Origin of the sequence: Haemophilus sp. CCUG 66565 (assembly GCF_001679495.1) — a bacterium.
Classification (GTDB): domain Bacteria; phylum Pseudomonadota; class Gammaproteobacteria; order Enterobacterales; family Pasteurellaceae; genus Haemophilus; species Haemophilus haemolyticus_K.
In genome coordinates this window covers 75,175-102,115 of sequence record NZ_LZOX01000017.1, presented here as the reverse complement: position 1 = coordinate 102,115, position 26,941 = coordinate 75,175, and the positions used below count along the sequence as shown (strand labels likewise).

The following is a 26,941-nucleotide window of genomic DNA, read 5'->3' as shown; positions in this document are numbered from 1 at the left end:
TCCTTAACATGTCTAAAATCCCTAGTTTTATCTTTTAATGATTTACCTCGTGTAAATTCCTGACCTGAAATCAGACAAAAGAGAATATTATGACAACCCAATTCAAACCAGAATTACTTTCCCCTGCTGGCTCTCTCAAAAATATGCGCTATGCTTTTGCCTATGGGGCAGATGCTGTTTATGCAGGCCAACCACGTTATAGCTTACGTGTACGCAACAATGAATTTAATCATGCCAATTTAAAAATCGGGATCGATGAAGCCCATGCACTTGGCAAAAAATTCTATGTAGTGGTGAACATTGCACCGCATAACTCCAAACTCAAAACCTTTATCAAAGATTTACAACCTGTGATCGACATGGGCCCTGATGCCTTAATTATGTCTGACCCAGGCTTAATCATGTTGGTGCGTGAAAACTTCCCGGATATTGATATTCACCTTTCTGTACAAGCGAATGCGGTAAACTGGGCAACGGTAAAATTCTGGAAACAAATGGGGTTAACCCGTGTGATTTTATCGCGCGAATTATCCATTGAAGAGATAGCAGAAATTCGCCAACACGTGCCCGATATCGAACTCGAAATTTTCGTACACGGTGCGTTATGTATGGCGTATTCTGGCCGCTGCTTGCTTTCTGGCTATATCAACAAACGCGACCCAAACCAAGGCACTTGCACCAATGCTTGCCGTTGGGAATACAAAATGGAAGAAGGCACGACGGATGAAGTAGGCAACATCGTGCCTAAAATCGATCCTGCTCAACAAATCGAAGTGAAAAATGTGGCACCAACCTTGGGTGAAGGTGCAGTAACGGATAAAGTCTTCCTTTACACCGAATCACAAAAGCCAGATGAGCAAATGACCGCTTTTGAAGATGAGCACGGCACCTACTTTATGAACTCAAAAGATCTGCGTGCCGTACAACACGTGGAAAAATTGACCGCACTTGGTGTGCATTCTTTAAAAATCGAAGGTCGTACTAAATCATTCTATTATTGCGCAAGAACCGCACAAGTTTACCGCAAAGCCATTGATGATGCGGCAGCAGGAAAACCATTTGATGAAAGCTTAATGGATACCTTGGAATCCCTTGCTCATCGTGGTTATACCGAAGGTTTCTTACGTCGTCATACGCACGATGAATACCAAAATTACGAATACGGTTATTCTATTTCTGATCGTCAACAGTTTGTCGGTGAATTTACTGGTAAACGTAACGAACAAGGTATGGCTGAAGTGGCTGTGAAGAACAAATTCCTACTTGGTGATGATGTAGAAATGATGACCCCTCAGGGGAATATCAATTTCAAAATTGAAAAAATGCTAAATCGTAAAAATGAAGCAGTTGATGCAGCACTAGGTGATGGGCATTTTGTGTTCTTAGACGTACCACAAGATATCAACTTAGACTACGCCTTATTAATGCGTAATTTAGTCAATAGCAATACAAGAAATCCACATAATTAAATGATAAAAAATTATTTGTTAAAAAAATGTTGCATTTTTGTATTTTATTATTATAATACACCACATACCTGATTTGTTAATTCAACAACTCATAGTATGACTCCAAATATTTTTGCCCTTTCAGCTTTTGAAAGGGCTTTTTTATCCTTGAATTTAAAGCCCTAACTTATTCATTTCTTTAATTACAGAGTCCACTTGGATCTGAGCCATTAAATCTTTTCCTTTTAGTTTTGTTACCCAAGGTAATAGATAGGATGGTTTTCCAAATTCTTTTTGTGCATTCTCTTCATAAACAGAGACGACATTAGACAAATTATGATAAGGGCCCGTACGTAATGGGTTGTGATAAGCATATAAACCAATAACAGGCGTATTTTGAGCCGTTGCAATATGTGCTGGGCCAGAATCAGGCGATAAAACTAAATCTACTTGAGAAATTAAGGCAGCAAGTTGCTTCAAGTTAGTTTTACCTGAGGCATTAGTTGGTTTAAAGTCACAAAGTGCTATGATTTTTTCAACCATTTCTAATTCACGCTTTGAGGGGGAACTACAAAAAATAACATGAATATTACGTTTATTTGCAAGATTTGCAACCTCAGCATAACGTTCAATGAGCCAATCTTTTTCTACTTTACTAGAGCAAGGAGAGATCAGTAAATTTTTACGTGAAGGATCGATAAATTGATATGCATATTCACTTTCCTGGGGAGAGATTTCAAGTTTCCAGGTTAATTTAGCTTTTGGCACACCAATATATTCTGCAAAAGCCATAAAACCGTCTAAGACATGAGGTGAATCAGGATCATTTACTTGACGATTAACAAATAGCCATTGTCCCTCTCGTGATCGTTTTTTACCAAACCCAATTTTATATTTAGCTTTAATTCCTAAGGAAATAATAGAAGCACGAAATGCAGTTTGCATATTTAACAAGGCATCAAAGTGTTGATTCTTTAACGTTTTCCATAATGAGAAAAGACCTTTCCAACCGGTTTTCTTATCATAAGGAATCAGAGTAATATTAGGAATCCCCTCTAATAAACCGAATTCTGTTTTACCTACAACCCAAGTAATTTGGGTTTGAGGATAATAAGCCTGAATATGTTGTATGACAGCAAGGGCATGACAAACATCTCCTACAGCAGAAAGGCGGAGAATACAAAGTGATTTGGGAGCACGAGTGAAAAGTGACATTTGCAATCCTTTCTCATTTAATTTGGATGTATTTTAAAGTAGAATAAGGACATTTTCTATCATCCAATTCCACTAATATGCACTCATTCCAACAGGGTAATGAATATTTTATCTTCAGTTTTGACCGCACTTTTAACGATAAAAGTAACTTCTTTAAACCTAAATTCTGGCAAACTCAAAAAAGAATTATTGGGACTGCAAAAGGCCGAGGCACAACTTATTTTCTACAAACAGAAGATTATCTAGGCGTAAACTGCGCACTGAGACATTATTATCGCGGTGGATTATGGGGAAAATTCAACAAAGATCGTTATTATTTCTCCTCTCTCAAGAAGACCCGTAGTTTTGCTGAATTTTATTTACTACAACGCTTATATGAATCAGGGCTCCCGGTTCCTAAACCTATTGCTGCACGAGTTCAAAAGGGAAAATTTGGGATCTGCTATCAAGCGGATATTTTGACAGAAAAAATTGAAAATGCTCAGGATTTATCCCTACTATTACAGGCAACCCCTTTACCAAAAGAAATCTGGACTCAAATAGGAAAATTAATTCGTCAATTACATGATCAGCAGGTTTGCCATACAGATTTAAATGTACATAACATTCTAGTTCAACAAATAAAAAATAGAAAACAATGTTGGTTATTAGATTTCGATAAGTGCACTATAAGATCGGGAGATAGTTGGAAAACAGATAACTTGAATCGATTACACCGCTCTTTTACAAAAGAAATTAAAAGAATGAAGATTCAATTTACAAAACAAAATTGGGCAGATTTAATCGAAGCCTATAATCAACCTCAAGAATAAAGGATAAGCCATGAAACAAAAAATCGTACTTGCTACAGGTAACCAAGGTAAAGTGAAGGAAATGTCTGATGTATTAGCTAATCTTGGATTTGAAGTGATCGCACAAAGCGATTTAGGCATTAATAGCCCCGAAGAAACAGGCTTAACCTTTGTAGAAAATGCACTATTAAAAGCACGCTATGCGTCAGAAAAATCGGGGTTACCCGCTATAGCAGATGATTCTGGTTTAGTTGTTTATGCGCTCAATGGGGCTCCAGGGTTATATTCTGCGCGATACGCTGGAGAGGATAGTAACGATGAAAAGAATCGCAAAAAATTATTAACCGAACTCTCTCATGTCACAAAAGAAAATCGACAAGCAAAATTTGTGAGCTGTATCGTTTATCTAAAACACCCAAATGATCCGTCACCAATCATCGCTGAAGGTGAATGCCATGGTCTCATTGAGTTTGAAGAAAAAGGTAAAAATGGTTTTGGTTACGATAGTTTATTTTTCAGCCCAGAAAAAAATTGCACGTTCGGTGAACTGGATACAATCGAGAAAAAAAGAATCTCACATAGAGCACGCGCACTTAATATCTTAAAAAATAAATTAGAAAATTAATATTTATAGGCACTCAAAAACGGTCAGAAATATAAAATAATTTCTGACCGCACTTTAACGTTATAATTAAGCTAAACGTATTTTCGCTTCTGCAATAGCTTCGGCAACACGCAATGGAGATACCCCACCTTTTGCACAACGTTTGTCTAAGCAAGATTGGAGCGAAAGAATCTCGTAAACATCATCTCCCACTACTTCACTAAATTGGCGGAATTCAGGAATACTGAGATCTTCTAATCCCTTCCCTTTATCAATCGCATAAACAACCGTTTCACCCACAATATGATGAGAATCTCGGAAAGGTACACCCTTAGAAACTAAATAATCCGCTAATTCAGTTGCGTTTGAATAGCCTTTTAACGCAGCTTCTCGAGTACGTTCAACATTTACTTTCAATTCATCTAATACGAACGTTGCCATATCCACACAGTTTTGCCAAGTATCTAAGGCATCAAAAATACCTTCTTTGTCTTCTTGCATATCTTTATTATACGCAAGTGGCAAGCCTTTTAAGGTGACTAGCATGCCTGTTAATGAGCCAATCACTCTGCCTACTTTACCCCGAATTAACTCACATGCATCAGGATTTTTCTTTTGTGGCATTAATGATGATCCCGAAGTCACACGATCAGATAGCTCGACGAAATTTGCCTCTCCGCTATTAAAGATAATCATATCTTCAGCAAAGCGGGAAAGATGCGCCATACTGAGGGATGCGATGTAAAGCAACTCTACAATATGATCGCGATCAGAGACGCTATCTAAGCTATTTCTAGTTGCGAAAACAAAACCAAGATCGTGCGCAAGTGAATCACGATCTACGGCATAAGCCGTACCAGCCAGCGCACCACTACCAAGTGGACAGGTATTCATACGATTATACGCATCTGTTAAACGTGAATAGTCGCGGTCGAACATTTCCACATATGCCATACACCAATGAGCAAAAGTGATTGGTTGAGCTCGTTGTAAATGGGTATAGCCAGGCATTACTGCTTGTTGTGTGTTTTCTGCGGTTTGAACTAAGTGGCGTTGCAAATTACGTACTGATTCTTGTAATTCAACCACACGTTGTTTGCACCATAGTTTTATATCTACTGCCACTTGATCGTTGCGGCTACGGCCAGTATGTAATTTTTTACCAAGGTTGCCTACTTTATCGATTAGCTTACTTTCAACCCAACTATGAATATCTTCAGCATCATCTTGTAAAATTGCTTGCGGATTTGACCGCACTTCAATAAGTAATTCATTGAGTGCTTGCTCAAGTTGATGCTGTTCTTCGATAGTTAATACATTGACTTTCACCAAGGCTTTGGACCAACCAATCGAGCCTTGAATATCCTGTTCTACCAAACGATAATCAAAACGTAACGAGTCATTAAAATCTTTAAAACGTTTATCCGCTGCCTGCGTAAAACGCCCCCCCCAAAGTGCCATAATCTTTCCTTTTTATTTTAATTAATTATTCTATTATTGTGCATATTTATGCATAAATCAACATTCTATATTAATAATAAAACAAAAATGGACAAAATCTTTCATTTTGTCCATTTTATCTGTATTAGTGCTATTTATAGCGTTTTTGCTAAATTTTTGATAAAGGTTTTGAATTCTTTACCTAATTTTTCATGACGAATACCGTATTCTACGAAAGCTTCCATATAGCCAATTTTATCACCACAGTCGAATGTTTCACCTGTCATATGGAATGCTTCGACAGTTTCTTTTTCAATGAGCATATCAATAGCATCGGTCAATTGGATTTCATCACCAACACCTACCGGAGTTTTTTCCAATAAATCCCAGATTTCAGCAGAGAATACATAACGACCCACTACAGCAAGGTTCGATGGTGCCTCTTCAACGGCTGGTTTTTCAACAATGTTATTAATTTTTGCACTTTCACCACCATTAAGAGCTACACCGCCACAGTCTGCAACACCATAGCTACTCACATTTTCTTGTGGTACCGGTGCAACCATTATCTGACTAGCTCCTGTTTCTTTAAAACGTTTAATCATTGCAGAAAGATTTTCTTTTTTCTGATTTGCGCTAAAATCAGCCAATAATACATCGGGTAATACTACAGCAAAAGGCTCATTACCAACTACTGGACGACCACAAAGAACAGCATGACCTAAGCCCTTAGCATTACCTTGGCGAACGTGCATAATCGTTACATCTTTTGGACAGATAGAACGCACTTCTTCTAGAAGTTGACGTTTAACTCGTTTTTCTAGCATCGTTTCTAGTTCAAAAGAGGTATCAAAATGGTTTTCGATAGCATTTTTTGATGAATGCGTGACAAGTACAATTTCTTTTATGCCAGCTGCAACACATTCATTTACAACATACTGAATTAATGGTTTATCAACTAATGTAAGCATTTCTTTTGGAATTGCTTTTGTTGCAGGTAACATGCGGGTCCCTAACCCTGCTACAGGAATAATTGCTTTCATAATATTAAATCCATTATTTACGATTATGATGAACCGTCTAATTGTTCATCTTTCATCTGTTTAATTCGTTGGTAAATTTCTTCTCGGTGAACGGATACTTCTTTAGGCGCTTCTACACCGAGTTTAACTTGGTTTCCACGTACACTCAAAATCGTGATAGAAATATCATTTCCAATAAGTACACTTTCGCCAACTTTACGAGTCAAGATTAACATCTTTTATCTCCTTAGTTTGCATTTATTAGATATCCCTATCAATCAAGGAAGGTTGGCATCCCACCAACCGGCTTGTACTACAGATTTTTGTTTAACCAGTCCTGCGCCACTTTAACTGCTTGTGCTACATTTTCTGGTTGGGAGCCTCCTGCCATTGCCATATCCGGACGACCACCGCCTTTACCCCCGACCTGTTGAGCCATTAAATTAACGAGCTCTCCAGCTTTTACTTTGGTAGTTAAATCGTTTGTTACACCAACGACAAGGTTGACTTTTTCATCTAAGATCGATGCGAATGCGATTACGCCTGAGCCGAGTTGATTTTTTAAATCATCGACCATCACACGTAATGACTTTGTTTCTATGCCATCTAATTGTTGTGCGATAACAGAAACACCGTTGATTTTCACCGCACTTTTCACAAAATCAGAACCCGCCTGCATTGCGGCTTTTTCTTTTAGACCTTGCAATTCTTTTTCCACTTTCTTCGCTTTGTCTTGAAGTTGTTGGATTTTTTCTACTAAGGTATTTACATCTGATTTGAATAAGTCTGCGCTTTGGAGCAGAATGCGTTGTTGATTATGTAACCATTCAATCGCATTTTCACCAGTTACAGCTTCAATACGACGAACGCCTGCAGCCACTGCACTTTCAGTAATAATTTTAAATAGACCGATATCCCCAGTGCGTTTTGCGTGAATACCACCACAAAGCTCAATTGAGAAGTCGCCCATGGTCAATACGCGAACGTTATCACCATATTTCTCGCCAAAGAGTGCCATTGCCCCTTTAGCTTTTGCTGAATCAATGTCCATAATATCCGTTTGAACAGGGAAGTTAGCACGGATTTTTTGGTTTACTAGTGTTTCAATTTGAGTTAATTGTTCTTTTGTAATTGCTTCTGGCTGTGCAAAGTCAAAACGCAAGGCTTTATCTGAAACAAGTGATCCTTTTTGCACAACATGTTGACCTAAAACTTGACGTAAAGCCGCGTGCAATAAGTGTGTTGCTGAGTGATTAAGTGATGTACTGTGGCGACGTTCCGCATCCACAATAGCATTCACTGTTTGCCCAACTTTCAAACTTCCTTGCGTTAATTCTCCAATGTGTCCAAATACTTGCCCATATTTTTGGGTATCTTTAACATTAAAGGTCACGCCTTGCGCGTTTAAATATCCGCTATCGCCAATCTGACCGCCTGATTCTGCGTAAAACGGTGTATTTTCTAGAATAACGACTGCACTTTGACCTGCTTCGATACTTTCCACTGATTTACCATCATAGAAAAGTGCGGTGATTTTTGCTTGAGATTCGACTTCAGTATAGCCTTCAAACTTGGTTTCACCATCTACACGAATAATGCTGTTGTAGTCCACACCAAACTGACTTGCGGCTTGAGCACGAGTACGTTGCACTTCCATTTCACGGTCAAAGGCTTGTTCATCAATAGTGATATTGCGCTCACGACATACATCAGCCGTTAAATCCAATGGGAAACCATAGGTGTCATAAAGTTTGAATGCAACTTCACCTGAAAGAATGCCATCTTTCACTTGAGCAAGGGCTTCATCTAATAAGCTCAAACCACGTTCTAGAGTGCGAGCAAATTGTTCTTCTTCTAAACGTAATAGTTTTTCAACATTTGCTTGTTTTGCTTTTACGTCTTTGCCCGCTTCAGCCATTACTTCAATTAGAGTTGGTACGAGTTTATAGAAAAAGGCTTCTTTGGCACCTAATAAGTGACCGTGACGAACTGCGCGGCGAATAATACGACGCAAGACATAACCACGGCCTTCGTTTGATGGAATAACGCCATCTGCGATTAAATATGCACAAGAACGAATATGGTCAGCAATAACACGTAATGATTTATTACTTAAATCTGTTGTGCCAACAACTTCAGCCGTCTTTGCGATTAATGTTTTGAAAATATCAATCTCGTAGTTTGAGTTCACATGTTGCAATACAGCAGAAATACGCTCTAAGCCCATACCTGTGTCAACTGATGGGCGTGGTAATTTTTCCATTGTGCCATCAGCTAAACGGTTGAATTGCATGAACACAACGTTCCAGATTTCGATATAACGGTCGCCATCTTCTTCTGGTGAGCCTGGAGGTCCGCCCCAAATATGATCACCGTGATCGTAGAAAATTTCAGTACAAGGACCACAAGGACCTGTATCGCCCATTGCCCAGAAGTTGTCTGATGCGTAAGGTGCGCCTTTATTGTCACCAATGCGAATAATGCGTTCAGCAGGTACACCGACCTCTTTATTCCAGATGTTGTAGGCTTCGTCATCCGTTTCATACACGGTTACCCATAGTTTTTCTTTAGGTAAACCAAGCCATTGTGGGGAAGTTAAATATTCCCAAGCAAAATTAATCGCATCGTGTTTAAAGTAATCACCAAAACTGAAGTTACCGAGCATTTCAAAGAAAGTATGATGACGCGCGGTATAACCAACATTTTCTAAGTCGTTATGTTTACCACCAGCACGTACGCAACGTTGCGCTGTGGTGGCTCTAGAATAAGGGCGTTTATCCATTCCAAGGAATACATCCTTAAATTGGTTCATCCCAGCGTTCGTGAAAAGCAAAGTCGGATCATTTTCCGGCACAAGTGAGCTACTCTCAACTACTTGGTGACCTTTGCTATGGAAAAAATCAAGGAATGATTGTCTTATTTCTGCTGTTGTTTTCATTAAAAAGAATCCTTGTTACCCATAATAAAAATAAAAACTAAATCGCTCTATTTTTGCATATTTTTGAAATTTATAAAAAGGCTTTTTGCCAAAACCCAAAAATAAAACCGCACTCCACGACGCTATTTGAGAAGTGCGGTTAAAATTTAAGTTATTTCAGATTATTCAAAAAACAATTTCTTGTTAATTATTCATCTCTAAGCGGAACAACCAACATATCAATTTTAATCGTATTCATCACTTGACGTGTTGAAGACATTAACTTACTCCAAAAGTCTTGGTGATGTCCCGTCACTAATAAATCTACATCATATTGTTCGATGGCATCACTTAGAACTTGTCCTAAATCACCACTGCCACTCAATTTTTCTGAAATTGGATAATCCGCACTTTCAGCTAAATCTAACAAGGCTTTTTGTGTTTCCGTGGAAATTCTGTCTTGCATTGAAGACATATTCACATCAATCAATCCAGTGTAAAGATCCGAGAAGTTCACATCAACGTGGATGATAGAAAGTTTTGCTTCGTGACGTTTTGCAACCCCAACCGCTTTTTTAAGTAAAACAGGACTCTCTTCAGAAAGATCTACTGCCACTAAAACGTGTTTGTACATAATCGACTCCTTAACTGATTGGTTCGGTTTTTTAACTGGTTCTAATGCTAACATTTTGAGCAATAAAAAACTGTGTACTAGATCACAATTTAAACATTTTTATTCAAAATTCATTAAATTTTCAATGTCTGCAATTTCTTTAGGGGCAGCTACGGTTAGGATTTTATTACCATATTCAGTCATGAGTAAATTGTCCTCAATACGCACGCCAATGCCTTTGTATTGCTCTGGCACATCAGCATCTTTTGAAATATAAATACCAGGTTCAACGGTAATCACCATGCCGATTTCGAGTATCCGCTGTTTATCCTGACCATAGCTACCCACATCATGTACATCTAAACCTAGCCAGTGTCCTAATCCATGCATATAAAATTGGCGATAAGCTTGTTGTTCAATGAGTGTATCGACATCACCGTTTAAGATACCTAAATCCACTAATCCTTGGGTTTTAATACGAATGACTTCATCATTGGCTTGCTTAATGGAATTGCCTGGTACAAGTAATTCAATCGCACGTTTTTGTGCTTTTAAAACTAACTCGTAAATTTCACGTTGAGGCTGGCTAAATTTTCCATTTACAGGAAAAGTGCGGGTAATATCGCCTGCATACATGGCAAACTCACAGCCGGCGTCTATAAGCACCAAATCCCCATCATTTAATGGGCGATCATTTTCTGTGTAGTGCAAAATACAGGCGTTGTTTCCCCCAGCAACAATGGAATTGTAAGAAGGAAATCTGGCGCAATGACGATTAAATTCATGCAAAATATCGCTTTCAATTTCATATTCAAAGCGATTTGGACGTGTCGTTTGCATTGCTTTAATATGCCCAAGTGCCGTAATTTGTCCTGCTTGTTGCATTAAGCGGATTTCATTAGGCGATTTTATAAGGCGCATTTCGCTGAGCATTGGTCGCCAATCTAAAATCTCGTTAAAATTCACCGCACTTTCTGTCACTAATTTATCACCCCAAGTATGAATTTCTGGCACATAGTAAAGTGCGGTCAAATTTTTCAGTATTTTGGGGAGTACGGTAACGAATTCTTCAATAGAATAGGCTTCATTTACATTAAGTTGTTGTGGTGCTCGCTCAACACCTAATCGGCGACCATTCCACGTTTCAAGTAACGGATCGCGTGGACGAAGAAAAATAATAGCTTTTTCTGCTTGTTCTGTTTTCAGTAATAACAACGCTGCATTAGGTTCATTAAAGCCCGTTAAATACCAAAAATAGCTATCTTGACGGAAAGGATAGGTACAATCATTATTACGGCGTTTTTCGATTTCAGAAAAAAGCAATAATGCTGAATTAGGTTGCATTTGAGTGAATACTCGTGTGCGACGTTCCTCAAATTCTTCTTTAGGCAATTCAGCCATATAAGCCAATTCCATTCGAGATCTCCTTAATGTAATACAGGTTTGCTCTCAATTTCTCCTTCGTTGAAATGAGAATAGAATAACATAGCAATGGTGCGAACATATTCAATGATTTCTTCTAGTGCTTCCACTAGTTCTTCTTCGTTATCGTCTTCATCATAACCAAGTTGGCAAATATCTTGTAAATCATCTACGGCTTCGCCAATCTCGCCTTTTTCTTTTGCTAATTCAGGTTGAGCTAAGCCAAGACCAAGTAAGAATTGGTTTGCCCAGTCAGATAAGCTATCCGCTTGCGCAAAGACATTTTCATCTTCGGTTAAACCAAGTTCAAAGGTAAATCCTTCAACATCTGATAAGGTTTGACTAATTTGTTCATAAAGTTCTGTAACGGGTTGAACTAATGCTGTTGGGTAAGCGTGATTATCATTGCTGAATTGATATAAGAGCGGTAGCCAACTTTGATCTTTTAATCCGCCACAAAGTAAACCGCTTAAAAAACCGTGTAGTTCTGTTGCATTAAAGCCGATTCCAGCAGATTTAAGTTGTTGGTTAAGGTCAGAATGAGAAATGAGCATAATAGATTTCCTGAGTAAATTTGAAATTAGTGTAAACCTTTGTAAATAAAAAAGCGATCGCTTTTCCTTGTGGAAAAACGACCGCACTTTTATCTGATGATGAGCGAATTACATCATTCCGCCCATGCCACCCATACCGCCCATGCCTGCGCCTAGGTCAGCTTTTTCATCTTTTGGAAGCTCAGTTACCATACATTCAGTGGTAATCATTAAGCCTGCTACAGATGCCGCAAATTGCAATGCAGAACGAGTTACTTTAGTTGGATCTAAGATACCCATTTCGATCATATCGCCGTATTGTTCTGTACCTGCGTTATAACCAAAGTTTCCTTCGCCATTTTTAACCGCACTTGCCACAACAGATGCTTCTTCACCTGCGTTAGTAACGATTTGACGTAAAGGTGCTTCCATCGCACGTAATGCAAGTTTGATACCCACATTTTGTTCTTCGTTGTCACCTTTTAGACTTGCTGCAACTTTCGCTGCTGCGCGAACTAATGCAACACCACCACCTGCAACGATACCTTCTTCAACCGCTGCACGAGTTGCATGTAATGCATCATCCACACGGTCTTTTTTCTCTTTCATTTCAACTTCAGTTGCTGCGCCGACTTTGATTACTGCCACTCCGCCAGCTAATTTAGCCACGCGTTCTTGAAGTTTTTCTTTATCGTAGTCAGAAGTTGATTCTTCAATTTGTTGGCGAATTTGAGCCACACGACCTTTGATTTGAGATTCATCACCAATACCATCAATAATGGTTGTGTTATCTTTATTGATAACAACACGTTTTGCTTGACCTAAATCTTCTAATGTCGCTTTTTCAAGCTCCATACCGATTTCTTCAGAAATCACAGTACCCGCAGTTAAGATCGCAATATCTTGTAACATCGCTTTACGACGATCACCAAAACCAGGCGCTTTCACGGCTGCAACTTTCACGATACCGCGCATAGTGTTCACCACTAAGGTTGCAAGCGCTTCACCTTCTACATCTTCAGCGATGATTAATAACGGTTTACCTGCTTTCGCAACACCTTCTAACACTGGAAGTAATTCACGGATATTAGAGATTTTTTTATCAACAAGAAGAAGATATGGATTATCTAATTCAACCGTTGCAGTTTCTGGTTTGTTGATGAAGTATGGAGAAAGGTAACCACGGTCAAATTGCATCCCTTCAACCACATCTAATTCATCTTCAAGACCTGTACCATCTTCAACGGTAATCACGCCTTCTTTACCCACTTTTTCCATCGCTTGTGAGATTAATTGACCCACAATGCTGTCAGAGTTTGCAGAAATGGTACCTACTTGTTCAATTTCTTTCGCTGTTTCACAAGGTTTAGATAAATTTTTAAGCTCAGAAACAACCGCACTTACTGCTTTATCGATACCACGTTTTAAATCCATTGGATTCATGCCTGCCGCTACTGCTTTCAAGCCTTCATTTACGATAGCTTGCGCAAGTACAGTTGCCGTGGTTGTACCATCACCTGCAGCGTCATTTGCTTTAGATGCTACTTCTTTCACCATTTGTGCACCCATGTTTTCGAATTTATCTTCTAATTCGATTTCACGAGCAACAGATACACCGTCTTTAGTGATAGTTGGTGCGCCAAATGATTTATCTAAAATTACATTACGACCTTTCGGGCCAAGGGTTACTTTTACTGCGTCGGCTAATACATTCACGCCTTTAAGCATTTTTACGCGTGCGTCATTACCAAATTTTACGTCTTTTGCTGCCATTTTCTTTTCCCTTATCTAATTATTCTACAATTGCTAAGATGTCGTTTTCAGAAATGATTAATACTTCTTCACCATCGATTTTTTCGCTTTTCACGCCGTAACCGTCGTTGAAAATTACGGTATCGCCAACTTTTACATCTAATGGTTGAACGGTGCCATTTTCTAAAATACGACCTTTACCCACCGCTAATACTTTAGCACGGGTTGATTTGGTCGCTGCTGAACCGGTTAATACGATACCGCCAGCTGAACGGGTTTCGACTTCTTCACGTTTAATAATTACACGATCGTGTAAAGGACGAATATTCATGATTAATTTCCTTCTTAAGAATTTGTAAGTGCGGTTTTTATATAAGGAACATTTTTTCGCTTTCAAGGGCTATTCATAAAAAAATTCTGACAAAATGTTTCTCCTATTTGGATTTTTTACGTAAAATTCGCCGCTCTTTGTGCGATAAATAAATGAAGGAATGAAGATATGCACTTAACATCAAGAGAACAAGAAAAGCTAATGCTCTTTTTGGCCGGTGAACTGGCAGCAAAACGTAAAGCGAGAGGCGTTAAATTAAATTATCCAGAAACCATTGCTTATATTGCGAGCCATTTACAAGAGGCAGCAAGAGACGGAATGAGTGTAGCGGAAGTGATGCAATATGGCTCAACACTTTTAACCGTTGATGATGTCATGGAAGGTGTGGCAGAAATGGTTCATGAAGTCCAGATTGAAGCGACTTTCCCAGATGGTACAAAACTTGTTACCGTGCATAATCCGATTAGATAAAAGTAGAAGGATTTAAATAAAATGCTCCCAGGTGAATACCAATTAGCTGAAGGCGATATTATTGCCAATGTCGGCAGAAAAACCGTCACAATCGAAGTAACCAATTCAGGCGACCGTCCAATTCAAGTTGGCTCGCATTACCATTTTTTTGAGACCAATAATGCCCTTAAATTTGACCGCACTTTAGCGCGTGGAATGCGCTTAAATGTTCCATCTGGCAATGCAGTACGTTTTGAACCAGGTGAAGTGAAATCAGTCGAGTTAGTGGCTTTTGGAGGATCGCAAACTATTTACGGCTTCCATAATCAAATTGATGGCAAATTATAAGGTAGGGCAAAATGGCATTAACAATTTCAAGAGCACAATATGTAGCAACTTACGGCCCAACCGTTGGCGATAAAGTCCGTTTAGGCGATACCAATTTATGGGCAACTATTGAACAAGATTTATTGACCAAAGGCGATGAGTGTAAATTTGGTGGCGGTAAAAGTGTGCGCGATGGCATGGCGCAAAGCGGCACCGCAACTCGCGACAATCCGAATGTATTGGATTTTGTGATTACCAATGTGATGATCATTGATGCTAAATTAGGCATTATCAAAGCTGATATTGGTATTCGCGATGGGCGTATTGTCGGTATTGGACAAGCTGGTAACCCTGACACTATGGATAACGTCACGCCAAACATGATTATCGGTGCTAGCACGGAAGTGCATAACGGTGCACATTTAATTGCAACCGCTGGCGGTATTGATACCCACATTCACTTTATTTGTCCGCAACAAGCACAACATGCGATTGAAAGCGGTGTTACCACGTTAATTGGTGGAGGAACAGGCCCAGCTGATGGCACACACGCGACCACTTGTACGCCAGGCGCTTGGTATATGGAGCGTATGTTCCAAGCGGCAGAAGCTTTGCCTGTCAACGTAGGCTTTTTTGGTAAAGGTAACTGTTCAACCCTAGATCCGCTACGCGAACAAATTAAAGCGGGTGCATTAGGTTTAAAAATCCACGAAGACTGGGGCGCAACGCCTGCAGTAATTGATTCTGCATTAAAAGTGGCAGATGAAATGGATATTCAAGTAGCGATTCACACCGACACACTAAATGAAAGTGGCTTCTTAGAAGATACCATGAAAGCGATTGATGGACGTGTGATTCACACCTTCCACACGGAAGGTGCGGGCGGCGGACATGCGCCCGATATTATTAAAGCAGCGATGTATCCAAACGTATTACCCGCTTCAACCAACCCGACTCGTCCGTTTACAAAAAACACCATTGATGAACATTTGGATATGTTGATGGTTTGCCATCACTTAGATAAACGCGTGCCGGAAGACGTAGCTTTTGCCGATAGCCGTATCCGTCCTGAAACTATTGCAGCAGAAGATATTTTGCATGATATAGGCGTTTTCTCGATTATGAGTTCTGACTCTCAAGCAATGGGACGTATTGGCGAAGTCGTTATTCGTACATGGCAAACTGCAGATAAAATGAAAATGCAACGTGGTGAGTTAGGCAATGAAGGAAACGATAACTTCCGTATTAAACGCTATATTGCAAAATACACTATCAACCCAGCGATTGCACACGGTATTGCGGATCATATTGGTTCATTAGAAGTGGGCAAAATTGCAGATATCGTATTATGGAAACCGATGTTCTTTGGGGTAAAACCGGAAGTGGTAATTAAAAAAGGTTTTATTAGCTACGCCAAAATGGGCGATCCAAATGCCTCTATTCCAACACCGCAACCTGTATTCTATCGTCCGATGTACGGTGCACAAGGTTTAGCAACAGCACAAACTGCGGTATTCTTTGTTTCACAAGCCGCTGAAAAAGCAGATATTCGTGCAAAATTTGGTTTAAACAAAGAAACCATTGCCGTGAAAGGCTGCCGTAGCGTGGGTAAAAAAGATCTCGTTCACAATAACGCGACACCTGAAATTACGGTAGATCCAGAACGCTATGAAGTGCGAGTGGATGGCGAACTCATTACTTGCGAACCAGTGGATACGGTGCCATTGGGACAACGATATTTTATGTTCTAAGCAGAAAAGAGCGGTCAAATTTTAAGGAGAATTTACAATGAAACTTTGGTACTCCACCACCAGCCCGTATGTGCGTAAAGTGCTGGTAACATTGAAATATCAACAACTCTTAAACAAAACAGAACTGATTAAAATTGGTTCATCATTTGATGCAAGCTCTCCGCATAATCAGGCAAATCCTCTGGGCAGAGTGCCAGCGTTAGAACGTAATTGTGGTAATTGGCTTTATGGCAGTTTGCTGATTTGTGAATATCTTGATCAAAAAGGCAAGGTAGAACCTAAACTCATTCCAGAAAGCGGCAAACCACGCTGGGCAGCGTTAGCGTTGCATAATTTAGCCGATGGCATTATGGAAAACACCGTGCCAATGATGGCTGAAAAAATGCTTCGCCCTGAAAGTGAATGGTGGACAGATCGCCATCAACAACTAACCGAACGTAATCTTCAAAGTTTTGCAAGACTTGAGCAAGATTTAAAACCGTTTGGCACGGAATTAAACATTGGTACGTTAACGGCGGTTGCAGTCATTGATTGGTTCTTGTTTAGAGCAGAAAAAATTGGATTAGATCTTGCAAAAGAATTTCCAAATTTAACCGCTTGGGCGGCAGAGATGAATGAAAAATATGAGGTTTTAAGCGAGACAATGCCGACTTTATAACCATTTTTGTGGCATCACGAAATTGGTCTAAATAATCTAATTTCTCCGTATTTTCTTCTGCCAAATCTCTCCTCCCCCTCTTTGCTAAAGAGGGGAAAGAACGGGCGAGATTTTATATCATTGTTCTACTTTGATATGGCAAATATAAATTAGTCAGATGACAGCAAATTTATAAAGAAAATCCCCTCTTTAGCAAAGAGGGGAAGGAATTAGCGAGGTTTTATATCATTGTTCTACTTTAATATGGCAAATATAAATTAGTCAGGTGATAGCAAATTTATAAAGAAAACCCCCTCTTTAGCAAAGAGGGAAAGGGGAGATTTGGTAGCCTTAATTAGCGAAGAAAATAAGTAATACAAAAATGAAAATCCTCAACCCCATTTTGCCTATTATGGATACCATTTTAGGCGATTTAACTAGCCTCCAAGCTGAAGGCAAAATTACACATCAAACCATTGAACGCGTGGCATTGCAGTGGTATGAAAGTGAACGGAATATTCTGCGTAAAACCACGAATACGGGGCGTGAAGTAGCGTTTCGTTTGCTCAAAGAGGGACAACGTTTAAAACACGATGATGTAGTGTTTATCAACGATGAATTAGTGATTGCGATTGAAATTTTACCGAGTGAAGTAATTGTACTATCGCCGAAAACCTTGCCTGAAATGGCACGGGCGTGTTATGAAATCGGCAACAAACATTCGCCGCTTTTTTTAGATGGCGATGAAGTCACGTTGCCTTACGATAAACCGATGTTTGAATGGTTACTAGCGGCGGGATTTGAACCGAAAAAAGCAGAACGCCGTTTAAGCCAATCCCTGCGAGCCAATTCAGCACAAGGACATCGGCATTCACATAGCCATTCACACGATCATCACGGTTATCATCATCACGGAGATGGAAATTGGCACAAACATTAAACCGCTCTTTAACGGATTTAGGTGCGTTGTTGCACTTGGTCGATCCTACCTTGCCGATTGGTGGATTTAATCACTCCAACGGCTTGGAAACCTTTGTCCAGCAAGGTATAGTAAAAAACAAAGCGACCCTCGAAGAATATGTGCAAACCCAGCTGTTGCAGAACTGGATTTACAACGACGGTGCGTATCTTTCCCATGCATTCGATGCAATGTGTGAGGGTAATTTCGACCGCTTGTGTGAGCTGGATTGGCAACTTTCTGCCACCAAAATAGCACGAGAAAGTCGCGAAGGGAGTTTCAAACTCGGTGTACGCTTGCTGAAAATTTTTATTCGCTACGAAACACATACGCTACTCACCACTTACCAACAAGCGATTGTCGAAAAACGCGTGCAGGGCTATTTTCCGATAGTATTTGCAATGGTCGCCCAAGCGATGGGGTTAACCAAAGCCGACACACTCTATGCGTTCTACTACAACGCAGCAGTCGGCTCGATCACTAACGGCGTAAAGCTAATTCCCCTCAGCCAAATGGATGGGCAAGATATTCTGTTTGACTTGCGAGGCTCTCTTGTGCAGGCGGTGGAATTAAGCCTTGAACCCGACGAAGAATGGCTTGGTGCGGCAACGCTGGCGAATGATATTCGGGCTATCCAGCATGAAACGCTTTATACCCGACTCTATATGTCGTAATAATATTGAAAACACCGTTAAGGAAAAGCAAAATGAGCTTTAAAGAAATTTTAGAAACCTTACCCACAATCGAGCATTTAACCGGTTTAAATGTGATGGATGGTGAGACTATTATCCACAACATTCCAGCCATACCAGGTAAATTAGGGTCGCTTCGTCTTTATAATGCGTTGGCTGAAAAATTTAACGGGAAATTAAACCGCACTTCCGCACAACAAGGCGTTGAATGGTTTGCAGAACACGTCGAAGATGCAAAAGCGAACCCAGGCAAGCATCCGAACATTGATTTACTATTTAAAGTGATTGATGAAAATCTTAATTTAACCCTCATTCCACTTTGCTAATTAATCAGAATTATTTAGAATAATTGAACTTTTGATTGATAAAACCTGTCTTATTAACAAATTGGTTCAATAAGATAGCTTATTGTGCTATAACTAAGTACATTGATTGGCAAAAGCCAAAATAAAGAAGGGAAACGATGGATAAAGAAACACAAATGATGTTAGTTCCTCAAGGCAGTATCGAAGGTTATATTCGTGCGGCAAATGAATATCCGATGCTGACCGCAGAGGAAGAAAAGGAATTGGCAGAACGTTTGTATTATCACGAGGATTTAGATGCCGCGAAAAAACTCATTTTGTCGCATCTTCGTTTCGTGATCCATGTTGCGCGTGGCTATTCTGGCTATGGTTTGCCACAAGCTGACTTAATCCAAGAAGGCAATATCGGCTTAATGAAAGCTGTCAAACGTTTTAACCCTGAAGTTGGTGTACGTTTGGTATCATTCGCTGTGCATTGGATTAAAGCTGAGATCCACGAATATGTTCTTCGTAACTGGCGTATCGTAAAAGTCGCAACCACTAAAGCGCAACGTAAACTATTTTTTAACCTACGCAAAACTAAACAACGTTTAGGCTGGTTTAATGAAAATGAAGTTGATATCGTAGCAAACGAACTAGGTGTTTCCAAAGAAGATGTGATCGAAATGGAATCGCGTATGAGCGGTGCCGATGTAGGTTTTGATTTACCCACTGATGATGCAGAAACAGAGATCTATTCTCCAGCCCTTTATTTGGAAGATAAAAGTTCTAATTTCGCAGCAGAGCTGGAAAATGAAAACTTTGAAAGCCAAGCAACCGAGCAATTAGGTGCAGCGTTACAAAGTCTAGATGCGCGTAGTCAGGATATTATCAAAGCTCGTTGGTTAGATGATAACAAAGCCACATTACACGACTTAGCGGCAAAATATAATGTCTCTGCGGAACGTATTCGTCAATTAGAAACCAATGCACTGAAAAAATTAAAAAGTGCGGTGAGTTTTTAAATAACTTAGAAAAAGAAAACCTGCTAATTAGCAGGTTTTTTATTTATCATTTAAACGTAATTTCAAATCTTCAGCAGTTTGGCAAGTCTTAATCTTATCAAACACTTGGTTCGCCTCATCATATTCCTTATTCAAATAACGTAACCATTGTTTAATTCGTGCCACATGATAAAAGCCACTGTCATATTCATTCTCAACATTAGCATATTTTTGCAAGATTTTTTGAATCTCGCACCAAGGCATTTTTTCTGCATTTGATTTTAGAACATGACTTAAATTCGGAATATTTAATGCGCCTCGCCCCACCATTAAATCCTGACAACCTGTTTGAGATAAGCAATCTTGCCCATCTTGCCAATGCCAAATTTCTCCGTTAGCAATAACTGGAATGGATAAACGCTCTCGGACTTCGCTAATTTTTTTCCAATTAATTCGATCAGCGCGATAACCATCAGCTTTTGTACGTCCATGAACTGTAATTTCGGTTGCGCCGCCTTGCTCTACCGCATCTGCAATTTCAAAAGCTTGTGAAATATCATCCCAGCCTAACCGCACTTTTACACTAACGGGGAATTCACTTGGCACAGCTCTGCGCAAGGCCTGAGTAGCACGATAAATCAATTCAGGCTGTTTCAATAATGCCGCACCGCCATTGCTGCCATTGACTGTTTTAGAGGGGCAACCACAATTTAAATCAATGCCATGAGAACCAAGTTCTATCGCACGAATAGCATTTTCAGCAAGGCATTCTGGATGGTGCCCAAGCAACTGCACTCGCACAGGCGTGCCAGAAGAAGTAAAGCCCTGATTTTTTAATTCAGGGCATAAACGATAAAATACTTTTTCAGGGAGAAGTTGATCAACTACGCGAACAAATTCTGTTATACATAAATCGTAGTCATTCACTTCGGTGAGAAGTTGACGCACAAAGGGATCTAGAACCCCTTGCATAGGCGCAAGAATTACACGCACTATTTCCAGCCTTTTGCTTTACAAATTAAATCGTAAGCAGCTTGAATCTGTTGAGTTTTTTCTTTTGCCATTTCCATCATTTCTGGCGGTAAACCTTTCGCCACAAGTTTATCTGGATGGTGTTCATTCATTAAACGACGATAAGCACGCTTAACCGTGTTTTGCTCGTCGGACTCAGTCACGCCCAATACTTTATAGGCATCATTTAAAGTTGGGCCTGAAGCATGTTGGTAACCACCACTATTTTGTTGCTGATATTGGTAGCCACCTTGATATGCACCTTGTTGATATTGCTGATAAAAACCACCTTGAGTAAAAGCTCGAGCAGCCATTTCCATTGCAATCATTTGTTCAAATTGCATACGAGAAAGACCAAGTTCCTCAGCGATTACATAAAGCACTTCTTTCTCATTTTCGTGAAGTTCTGAATCGGCAAAAGCCGCTTGAACTTGCACTTGTAAGAACATTCGCAATAAATCAGCACGTTGCCCACAACCAATGCGAAATTCACGGATAACCTGGCGAATTGGGAAATCAGACTCTTTACCGCGACGAAACGCATCTTGCGCTAATTTACGCCCAGCATCATCCAGTTTTAGCTGAATCATTAATTGATTAGCTAATTGAATATCTTCTTCTGTTACACGCCCTTTCGATTTGCTTAAATGCCCTAACACCGCAAAGGTGGTTTGCATAAACAAGTCTTGACGCGTTGTTTTCTTTTTAAAGAAACTGGAACTTACCGAGCCAAGCTCATACAATTTTTTATCTGCAATAGAACCTAAAATGAGCCCAGCAATCGCACCAAAAAATCCACCAACTTTCCAACCTAAAAATACGCCTATAATTTTTCCAATAAATCCCATTCTTTCCCCTGTTAAGTCAAAGTGCGGTTATTTTTATAATGTTATTTATAATGATGACAAAAATTTATTTCTCAAGTTTTATACGCCAAATTCAGCACGATAAGCACGCATTTCTGGCAAATGGCTACTGTATCGAGGATCTTGTTCGATAAATTGCATCAAATCATCTAAATCAATAATTGATAGCACTTGGCATTGATAATCACGTTCTACTTCTTGAATTGCAGAAAGCTCGCCTTTTCCTCGTTCCTTACGGTTTAGAGCGATCAATACTGCCGCAAGCTCTGCCTTATTTGCACTGATTAATTCCATAGATTCACGGATCGCAGTACCCGCAGTAATCACGTCATCCACAAGCAAAATCTTTCCTTGTAATGGGCTACCAATTAAATTGCCGCCCTCTCCGTGATCTTTAACCTCTTTGCGATTAAAACACACGGGTTTATCAATACTATAACGATTAAATAACGCCACCGAAACTGAAGTGCCAATTGGAATACCTTTGTAAGCTGGGCCAAAAACCACATCAAAATCTACCGCACTTGCCTGAATTGCAGCAGCATAGAACTCGCCTAAACGCGCCAAATCTGCCCCCGTATTAAACAAACCCGCATTGAAGAAATACGGACTTTTACGACCCGATTTCAAAGTAAACTCTCCGAATTTCAATACATTTTGGCTTAAAGCAAATTCGATAAAATCGCGTTTATATTGTTCCATTTTTTAACCCCTATAAACTGTGTTTATAAGCCTAGCGCTTCGCGTTGAGCGATGAAAATTTGATTACAACCTTGTTTCGCTAAATCTAATAATGTTAATAATTCTTCATGGCTAAATGGCTCACCCTCTGCAGTGCCTTGCACCTCAATCATGCGACCATCTTCCATCATCACAACATTCATATCAGTTTCCGCTGCAGAATCTTCCACGTATTCCAAATCACAAACAGCTTGACCATCAACAATCCCTACGGAAATTGCCGAAACTAAACCTTTAATTGGGTTAGTTTTTAACGTGCCATTCTCAATTAAACCGTTAATCGCATCACATAATGCGACTGCTGCACCAGTAATGGATGCAGTACGTGTGCCGCCATCCGCTTGAATAACATCACAATCTAAAGTAATCGTACGTTCACCAAGTGCTTTGAGATCCACCATCGCGCGCAAAGAGCGGGCAATTAAGCGTTGAATTTCCATTGTGCGTCCGCCTTGTTTACCTTTAGCCGCTTCACGTTGCATACGACTTTGTGTTGAACGTGGCAACATTCCATATTCAGCCGTGACCCAGCCTTGCCCTTGTCCCTTTAAGAAACGCGGAACAGCATCTTCCACGGTTGCAGTGCAAAGCACTTTGGTATCACCAAATTCAACAAGCACAGAACCTTCAGCATGCTTGGTATAGTTACGAGTGATTTTAATTTGGCGGGGTTGATTATTTTCTCGATTATTTGGACGCATAATTATTCCTTGATATGGTTTAGAACGATGTAATAAAAAAGCGCACTATTCTAGCACGCTTTAGTTTTCATTATTGGGTAGTTTTTTCAAAGTCACGAATTTTATGGAAAGTTTCGTTTAAATCTGCCGCAAAATTAATTTTTTGAATATCTGGCGAAGAATTAGATTTAACTAACATTCTCAACGGTTGGAATTGCATATTGCACAAGTAAAGTTGTTGATGCGGCAACATATGTTGAACAAATCGAGTAAGCGCATGAATTCCACCAGCATCAAGCACTGTCACTGCATCACATTGCAGCACAATATGTCTGATTTCGTGATCGGTATGAACCGTTCTATCATGCAAATCCGCAAACAATTTATCCGCAGCAGCAAAGAAAAGCGGACCGCTAATTCGGTAAACCAAAACATCATCTAAATCTTCAGGCGCATTGTGTTCAATGGCTTTTGTCATCTCAGCAATCGTTCGAATAAACAAGAGACTTGCAAGCAACACTCCTACACTAATCGCAATCACCATATCAAATAATACGGTCAAAATAAGACAAGTCAGCAACACCGCCATTTCATTTTTGCCTGAACGGCGAGCAAGGTGAATAATATCGTGCACACTGGCCATATTCCACGCCACCACTAACAACAATGCTGCCATAGATGACAAAGGCAAATAAGAAAGGGCTTGCGAAAACAAAAGTAAAGCAAATAAAACAAGTATTGCGTGCACAACACTTGATATTGGCGATACCGCCCCTGATTTCACATTAGCAGCAGAACGAGCAATCGCAGCTGTTGCCGTAATCCCGCCAAAAAACGGAGAAATGATATTTCCCAAGCCTTGTGCTAATAACTCGTTATTAGAGTGATGTTTAGTATCTGTCATATTATCTAAAATCACGGCACAAAGAAGTGATTCGATTGCGCCCAATACCGCCATTGAAAAAGCAGCAGGTAACAACGCTTGTAAGCTATTAAAATCCCAATAAATTAATTCACCTTGCGCATCAGGAATATTCCACGGCAGAGAAAAATCTGGCAATACATTAGGAATCCCATGACCAATGGAACCATCAGACAAAGTATATTGGAATGCAGATCCAATCGTCGCCACCTCAAAACCAAAATGCTGTAATACTAAAGCTAAAATTGTACCAATAATCACAGCAGGTAGGTGCCCTGGCACTGCCAAACGCAATTTATACCATTGAGTCAGGACTAATAGTGTTACCACTCCAACCGCTGCATTCGCCCAATTTATCGTAGGAAGTGCGGTAAAAATTGTTTGGATTTTTGCGAGATAATGCGCCGGCATTTTTTCTATGGAAAGCCCCAAAAAATCCTTAATTTGCAAAGTACCAATAGTAATGCCGATCCCACAAGTAAAACCTAAGGTGACGGGCAAGGGAATATATTCAATTAAACGCCCTAGGCGAAATAACGCCATCAACACTAAAATGAGGCCCGAAAGCAACGTTGCCATCAAAAGACCACTTAGCCCAAATTGTTGAGTAACAGGGTAAAGAATCACAACAAAAGCTGCTGTAGGCCCAGATATATTAAAGCGAGAACCACCTGTCAGCGCAATAACGATACCCGCAATAATTGCCGTATAAAGACCATGTTGTGGCGGCACACCACTCGCAATAGCCAAAGCCATGGAAAGCGGAATCGCAATCACCCCCACGGTCAACCCTGAAATAATGTCGCGAATCAGCGATTTTTTCGAATAGCCTAAACGGAAAGAATCTTTCAGCGCGCTAAAGGGTTTTACGGCTAAAAAAACATTTTTAGAAAATAACGCTTTAATATGCATAAAAAAACTACAAACGATAAATAAAGTGCGGTTATTCTAGCGAAACTTTTAAAAGTTTTTTATGTTCTAGCGCAAAAAACTTGACTAAACTGGAGCAAATCTTTATAGTTTGCGCACCTTTTACGGTGAGATGTCCGAGTGGTTGAAGGAGCACGCCTGGAAAGCGTGTATGTGGGAAACTGCATCAAGGGTTCGAATCCCTTTCTCACCGCCATCCTAATTTTATTCCCTTGTTTTCCCTCTTATTCAAAATCAATTTTTTATTCTTCTTTTCGTATTCTGTTCATTGAATTTTTTCATCAATGCAGTAAACTAGCCACCGATTTTTTAATCACCTCTCTTTTCACTTTAAATGTTACCTGCGAGTAACAAAAGGATACATCATGACAAACAAAATAAACAGTTATGGCTGGAAAGCCTTAATTGGCTCTGCCGTCGGCTATGCAATGGACGGTTTCGATCTTCTCATTTTAGGTTTCATGCTTAGTGCAATTTCCGCAGACTTAAATCTAACGCCCGCCCAGAGTGGTTCTCTCGTGACATGGACACTTATTGGCGCAGTTTTTGGCGGCATTTTATTTGGCGCATTAAGTGATAAATACGGTCGTGTACGCGTACTTACTTGGACCATTCTTCTTTTTGCGGTGTTTACTGGTTTATGTGCGATTGCGCAAGGTTATTGGGATTTACTGATTTATCGCACAATTGCTGGCATTGGCTTAGGCGGTGAATTTGGAATTGGGATGGCTCTAGCAGCAGAAGCATGGCCTGCTCGCCACCGAGCGAAAGCCGCATCTTATGTTGCATTGGGTTGGCAAGCTGGTGTGTTAGGTGCCGCATTACTTACACCATTATTGCTCCCGCATATTGGCTGGCGTGGAATGTTCTTGGTGGGTATCTTCCCTGCATTTGTCGCTTGGTTCTTACGTTCTCATCTGCACGAACCTGAAATTTTCACTCGAAAACAAACCGCACTTTCAACGCAATCCAGCTTTACTGATAAATTACATTCATTCCAGCTTCTGATTAAAGACAAAGCCACGAGCAAAATTAGCCTTGGTATCGTCGTACTCACCTCCGTACAAAACTTCGGTTATTACGGTATTATGATTTGGTTACCTAATTTCTTATCAAAACAACTTGGATTCAGCTTAACTAAATCTGGACTTTGGACAGCCGTTACCGTCTGTGGCATGATGGCTGGAATTTGGATTTTCGGACAACTTGCTGACCGAATCGGACGCAAACCAAGTTTCTTACTTTTCCAATTAGGCGCGGTGATAAGTATCGTGGTTTACTCACAACTTACCGATCCTGACATCATGCTTCTTGCTGGGGCATTTTTAGGTATGTTTGTGAACGGAATGATGGGCGGTTACGGTGCATTGATGGCAGAAGCCTACCCAACAGAAGCTCGAGCAACCGCACAAAACGTACTTTTCAATATTGGTCGTGCCGTAGGGGGATTTGGACCTGTGGTTGTGGGCGCAGTTGTGCTCGCATACTCCTTCCAAACTGCCATCGCCCTACTTGCGATTATCTACGTAATTGATATGTTAGCGACAATTTTCTTAATCCCTGAATTAAAAGGTAAAGCCTTAGACTAAGAAAATATAAA

At 40.0% G+C, this 26,941-nt stretch carries 27 protein-coding genes and 1 tRNA gene; 13 read left to right on the top strand and 15 right to left on the bottom strand.

Annotated features, from left to right (window positions below):
• Positions 1 to 89 precede the first annotated feature (89 nt).
• A complete protein-coding gene (trhP, locus tag A9501_RS08290) occupies positions 90 to 1,469 on the top strand; it encodes a prephenate-dependent tRNA uridine(34) hydroxylase TrhP (protein ID WP_048953461.1) in 1,380 nt (459 codons plus the stop codon).
• A gap of 153 nt (positions 1,470 to 1,622) precedes the next feature.
• Here the strand turns inward: trhP and A9501_RS08285 are convergent, their stop codons facing one another.
• On the bottom strand, positions 1,623 to 2,663 hold the full coding sequence (locus A9501_RS08285) for a glycosyltransferase family 9 protein (protein WP_048953459.1): 1,041 nt from the start codon (positions 2,661 to 2,663) through the stop codon (positions 1,623 to 1,625).
• A gap of 77 nt (positions 2,664 to 2,740) precedes the next feature.
• Between A9501_RS08285 and A9501_RS08280 the strand changes: the two genes are divergently transcribed.
• Positions 2,741 to 3,475: a 3-deoxy-D-manno-octulosonic acid kinase gene (locus tag A9501_RS08280; protein WP_048953458.1), complete on the top strand. Its 735-nt coding sequence runs from the start codon at positions 2,741 to 2,743 to the stop codon at positions 3,473 to 3,475.
• Positions 3,476 to 3,485: 10 nt separating this feature from the next.
• Complete coding sequence (gene rdgB, locus A9501_RS08275; protein ID WP_048953456.1) at positions 3,486 to 4,079, top strand: RdgB/HAM1 family non-canonical purine NTP pyrophosphatase; 594 nt, start codon at positions 3,486 to 3,488, stop codon at positions 4,077 to 4,079.
• A 66-nt stretch (positions 4,080 to 4,145) separates the two neighbouring features.
• Here rdgB and argH read toward each other — a convergent pair whose 3' ends face one another.
• The 9 genes from argH to A9501_RS08230 form a co-directional block, all read right to left on the bottom strand.
• Positions 4,146 to 5,519, bottom strand: coding sequence for an argininosuccinate lyase (argH, locus tag A9501_RS08270; protein WP_048953453.1), 1,374 nt, complete (start codon positions 5,517 to 5,519; stop codon positions 4,146 to 4,148).
• A gap of 134 nt (positions 5,520 to 5,653) precedes the next feature.
• Positions 5,654 to 6,541 carry a UTP--glucose-1-phosphate uridylyltransferase GalU gene (gene galU, locus A9501_RS08265; protein WP_048953452.1) on the bottom strand — a complete coding sequence of 296 codons (888 nt, stop codon included), beginning with the start codon at positions 6,539 to 6,541 and terminating at the stop codon, positions 5,654 to 5,656.
• A gap of 23 nt (positions 6,542 to 6,564) precedes the next feature.
• The gene (gene csrA, locus A9501_RS08260; RefSeq protein ID WP_048953448.1) at positions 6,565 to 6,756 is read right to left on the bottom strand and encodes a carbon storage regulator CsrA; all 192 of its coding nucleotides are present in this window, start codon (positions 6,754 to 6,756) and stop codon (positions 6,565 to 6,567) included.
• A gap of 77 nt (positions 6,757 to 6,833) precedes the next feature.
• Positions 6,834 to 9,458 carry an alanine--tRNA ligase gene (gene alaS, locus A9501_RS08255; RefSeq protein WP_048953446.1) on the bottom strand — a complete coding sequence of 875 codons (2,625 nt, stop codon included), beginning with the start codon at positions 9,456 to 9,458 and terminating at the stop codon, positions 6,834 to 6,836.
• Between the two features lie 187 nt (positions 9,459 to 9,645).
• Entirely contained in the window at positions 9,646 to 10,071 is a 426-nt protein-coding gene (gene uspA, locus A9501_RS08250; protein WP_005629483.1) for a universal stress protein UspA, read from the bottom strand.
• Positions 10,072 to 10,170: 99 nt separating this feature from the next.
• Positions 10,171 to 11,466 (bottom strand): Xaa-Pro aminopeptidase, encoded by a 1,296-nt coding sequence (pepP, locus tag A9501_RS08245; protein WP_048953444.1) that lies wholly within the window; start codon positions 11,464 to 11,466, stop codon positions 10,171 to 10,173.
• An 11-nt stretch (positions 11,467 to 11,477) separates the two neighbouring features.
• Entirely contained in the window at positions 11,478 to 12,026 is a 549-nt protein-coding gene (locus A9501_RS08240) for a YecA/YgfB family protein (RefSeq protein WP_048953442.1), read from the bottom strand.
• Between the two features lie 108 nt (positions 12,027 to 12,134).
• Entirely contained in the window at positions 12,135 to 13,778 is a 1,644-nt protein-coding gene (groL, locus tag A9501_RS08235) for a chaperonin GroEL (protein ID WP_005635749.1), read from the bottom strand.
• A 19-nt stretch (positions 13,779 to 13,797) separates the two neighbouring features.
• Complete coding sequence (locus A9501_RS08230; RefSeq protein WP_005629492.1) at positions 13,798 to 14,088, bottom strand: co-chaperone GroES; 291 nt, start codon at positions 14,086 to 14,088, stop codon at positions 13,798 to 13,800.
• A 168-nt stretch (positions 14,089 to 14,256) separates the two neighbouring features.
• Between A9501_RS08230 and ureA the strand changes: the two genes are divergently transcribed.
• From ureA to rpoH, 8 genes are all read left to right on the top strand, one after another.
• Positions 14,257 to 14,559 (top strand): urease subunit gamma, encoded by a 303-nt coding sequence (gene ureA / locus A9501_RS08225; RefSeq protein ID WP_005688619.1) that lies wholly within the window; start codon positions 14,257 to 14,259, stop codon positions 14,557 to 14,559.
• A gap of 21 nt (positions 14,560 to 14,580) precedes the next feature.
• Entirely contained in the window at positions 14,581 to 14,886 is a 306-nt protein-coding gene (ureB, locus tag A9501_RS08220; protein ID WP_048953441.1) for an urease subunit beta, read from the top strand.
• 11 nt (positions 14,887 to 14,897) lie between these two features.
• Positions 14,898 to 16,616: an urease subunit alpha gene (gene ureC / locus A9501_RS08215; protein ID WP_048953439.1), complete on the top strand. Its 1,719-nt coding sequence runs from the start codon at positions 14,898 to 14,900 to the stop codon at positions 16,614 to 16,616.
• A 37-nt stretch (positions 16,617 to 16,653) separates the two neighbouring features.
• Positions 16,654 to 17,274 (top strand): glutathione S-transferase, encoded by a 621-nt coding sequence (locus A9501_RS08210; protein ID WP_065265554.1) that lies wholly within the window; start codon positions 16,654 to 16,656, stop codon positions 17,272 to 17,274.
• Positions 17,275 to 17,635: 361 nt separating this feature from the next.
• The gene (gene ureE, locus A9501_RS08205; RefSeq protein ID WP_065265553.1) at positions 17,636 to 18,193 is read left to right on the top strand and encodes an urease accessory protein UreE; all 558 of its coding nucleotides are present in this window, start codon (positions 17,636 to 17,638) and stop codon (positions 18,191 to 18,193) included.
• On the top strand, positions 18,178 to 18,885 hold the full coding sequence (locus tag A9501_RS08200) for an urease accessory protein UreF (RefSeq protein WP_065265552.1): 708 nt from the start codon (positions 18,178 to 18,180) through the stop codon (positions 18,883 to 18,885). Before ureE ends, A9501_RS08200 begins: the two co-directional genes overlap by 16 nt.
• Before the next feature lie 32 nt (positions 18,886 to 18,917).
• Entirely contained in the window at positions 18,918 to 19,229 is a 312-nt protein-coding gene (locus A9501_RS08195; RefSeq protein ID WP_065265551.1) for a DUF2322 family protein, read from the top strand.
• A 137-nt stretch (positions 19,230 to 19,366) separates the two neighbouring features.
• The gene (gene rpoH, locus A9501_RS08190; protein WP_065265550.1) at positions 19,367 to 20,212 is read left to right on the top strand and encodes an RNA polymerase sigma factor RpoH; all 846 of its coding nucleotides are present in this window, start codon (positions 19,367 to 19,369) and stop codon (positions 20,210 to 20,212) included.
• Between the two features lie 39 nt (positions 20,213 to 20,251).
• On the opposite strand, the gene dusC is transcribed toward rpoH, so the two are convergent.
• From dusC to dauA, 5 genes are all read right to left on the bottom strand, one after another.
• Positions 20,252 to 21,184 carry a tRNA dihydrouridine(16) synthase DusC gene (gene dusC, locus A9501_RS08185; RefSeq protein WP_065265549.1) on the bottom strand — a complete coding sequence of 311 codons (933 nt, stop codon included), beginning with the start codon at positions 21,182 to 21,184 and terminating at the stop codon, positions 20,252 to 20,254.
• Positions 21,184 to 22,050 carry a co-chaperone DjlA gene (gene djlA / locus A9501_RS08180; RefSeq protein WP_005636320.1) on the bottom strand — a complete coding sequence of 289 codons (867 nt, stop codon included), beginning with the start codon at positions 22,048 to 22,050 and terminating at the stop codon, positions 21,184 to 21,186. The genes dusC and djlA overlap by 1 nt, the downstream gene beginning before the upstream one ends.
• A 78-nt stretch (positions 22,051 to 22,128) precedes the next feature.
• Entirely contained in the window at positions 22,129 to 22,770 is a 642-nt protein-coding gene (gene pyrE, locus A9501_RS08175; RefSeq protein WP_065265548.1) for an orotate phosphoribosyltransferase, read from the bottom strand.
• 23 nt (positions 22,771 to 22,793) lie between these two features.
• Positions 22,794 to 23,510, bottom strand: coding sequence for a ribonuclease PH (gene rph / locus A9501_RS08170; RefSeq protein ID WP_065265547.1), 717 nt, complete (start codon positions 23,508 to 23,510; stop codon positions 22,794 to 22,796).
• Between the two features lie 70 nt (positions 23,511 to 23,580).
• Positions 23,581 to 25,323, bottom strand: a complete 1,743-nt coding sequence (gene dauA / locus A9501_RS08165; protein ID WP_065265546.1) for a C4-dicarboxylic acid transporter DauA — start codon at positions 25,321 to 25,323, stop codon at positions 23,581 to 23,583.
• Positions 25,324 to 25,447: 124 nt separating this feature from the next.
• Here dauA and A9501_RS08160 point away from each other — a divergent pair.
• Positions 25,448 to 25,537 (top strand) — tRNA-Ser (locus A9501_RS08160).
• Between the two features lie 169 nt (positions 25,538 to 25,706).
• Positions 25,707 to 26,930, top strand: coding sequence for an MFS transporter (locus A9501_RS08155; RefSeq protein WP_065265545.1), 1,224 nt, complete (start codon positions 25,707 to 25,709; stop codon positions 26,928 to 26,930).
• The last annotated feature ends 11 nt before the right edge of the window (positions 26,931 to 26,941 follow it).